The organism is Bradyrhizobium sp. MI1.3, assembly GCF_055811695.1.
In genome coordinates, this window is the sequence record NZ_JBVVPQ010000189.1 from 1 (window position 1) to 2,157 (window position 2,157).

Consider the following 2,157-nt stretch of genomic DNA (forward strand, 5'->3'; position numbering starts at 1 on the left):
GAAACCGTCGGTACCGGACCATCGTGTGCGATTTGGAGCGTCGGCGGATCGTTGCCTTGCTGCCCGACCGGGGAAACGGCGACCGTTCCCGGCGTGGCTATCGAAGCACCCGGGCAACATTGTGTCGCGAGATCGCGGTGGTGGATATGGCGACAGTGGTCAGGCGGCTATTGCAACAGTGCTGAACTCTGGCGCCGTTTGAGAGGGCAAGGCTTTAAGGGAGCGCTGCGCGTGGTGGCGGAATGGCCACGCGACGGCGACGCGCCGAGAGTATCAGCCGTCAACAATTGCAGAAGGTCCCCGCCGCCAGGACGATAGCGCAGTTGATGACGACGAAGCGCGACCACCTAACCAAGGCCGAGACCATCACGGTTGCCGTCATCGAACAAAACGTTCCTATGCTGGCCGATGCCCACGCTGTCGTTGACCGCTTCCACGCGATGATCCGAAGAGGGCCGAGATCGAGCTCGAACCTTTGATAGATGAATCCAAGCGGAGCCTCATTGGCTCGTTCGCGAATGGCATCCCCAACGATAACGCTTCGTATCTGGATCGCGCCGGAGATAGTGCCGCTCCGCTAGCTAGGACCTGCAGCGTTCGCGTCCGTCAAACAAGGCGGCCCTCAACGGCTTTCAATTACCCACATCGGTAATTGAAAGCCTCAACGGAGGAATACGGAGCGGCCGATCCCCGCCCGAAAACATCTGCAAACCTGGTGGAGATCGCGTCTCCGGAGTGGCGGACATGAGCCGAGACGCAACTACGTTCTCGCTTCCGATGCAGTTGAGAAGCGCCGATGTTGCCGCAGCAGCTGAAGAAGGCCGGGACCGCTAATCCGCGATCGCGGCAATCGAATCGGCGATCGCGATGGTACGTTTGGCCATTTCTGCATGCAGCCGCTCTACCATTTGTCCATCGACCTGAATTGCGCCACGCGAGGCGTTCTCCGGCAATTCGAACGCCTGGATGATCCGCCTTGCTTGCGCGAGCTCCTGGACTGCCGGCGTGAAGATGGCATTGCAGGGATCAATCTGGCACGGGTGAATCAGCGCTTTCCCGTCGAACCCAAAATCACGTGCCTGGCGGCATTCCGCGGCAAACCCTTCGACATTGCAGAGATCGCTGTAGGGACCATCAAGCATCTCGACGCCGTGCGCACGTCCGGCTAGGATACAATGAGCTAGCAGCGGGATCATGGTCTCACGCCCCGGCAGCATCCTAATTCGCGTCTCCCGCGAAATATCGTTCGGCCCAAACACAAAGCCCGCGAGTCTTATCTTCGGATCGCGCGCGGTGGCGGCAAGCTGCTCGGCATGCAACACCGCCCACGCTGTCTCGATGACCGCCCAAACCGAGAGTGAGCCTTCCCGACCGCTCGCGGCAAGGCGCTCCGCAACGCTGTTGAGCTCAGCCATACTAGAGATTTTGGGCACCAAAATGCCGTCGGACCCCGCGTGCGCGGCCATAGCCACATCTTCGCACCACCAGGCCGTATCCAGCGCGTTGATGCGAATCAGCACCTCGCGCCTGCCGAAGCCGCGGGCCTTGACCGCTTTGCCTACCTGTTCGCGCGCTTTCGCCTTGACGTCCGGCGCAACGGAGTCTTCAAGATCTAGCACTAGGGCGTCGGCCGCCACCTTGCGTCCCTTTTCGAGGGCTTGCGCATTGGATCCAGGCATGAACAAGACGCTTCGGCGCGGACGCGGCGTCTTTGATTGTGAAGGCGGATGTATCATGAGCGAGCCGCTAATGGCCGTTCTCCTAGACCAATGCCATTTCGTGAGGCGTGGATCCGCTTAACGCGCGTCTTTCGACCGCCAATTTACGAGCCCCATATTAAACGAGGCGCGGATGCACGCACCTACCAGGACTAAGAGGTACTCACCACCGTGCAACTCTTGCGTGGCCGTCAGCCGGCGCCCGCCGTCGTTGCCGCGGTCTGCGCCTTGGCGGTCTCGCTTCAGGGCCAAGTTGCAAGCGACGGAGGCCGAAGTAGGAAAACCTCTATTGTAAACGTCTTAGCTATCCCAGGCAGAGGTGAACATACGCTTTGACTATTGCTCGGCTTGAGAGCCTTTGCGCGGAAGCTGTTCGCGTCACTGACTTCTCATTTCGGTCGCCTCAGGCTATTTAGGCCTTGCAGGCTGGACCGGCACG

1 protein-coding gene and 1 pseudogene are annotated in these 2,157 nt (G+C 60.2%); one reads left to right on the forward strand and one right to left on the reverse strand.

All coding sequences use genetic code 11. The annotated features are described in order from the left end of the window. Positions 1-544 (forward strand): annotated as a pseudogene (locus AC0L3A_RS40525) (transposase); the annotation flags it as partial. 286 nt (positions 545-830) lie between these two features. Here AC0L3A_RS40525 and AC0L3A_RS40530 read toward each other — a convergent pair. Next, positions 831-1,736 (reverse strand): HpcH/HpaI aldolase/citrate lyase family protein, encoded by a 906-nt coding sequence (locus tag AC0L3A_RS40530; RefSeq protein ID WP_473256558.1) that lies wholly within the window; start codon positions 1,734-1,736, stop codon positions 831-833. Between the last annotated feature and the right edge of the window lie 421 nt (positions 1,737-2,157).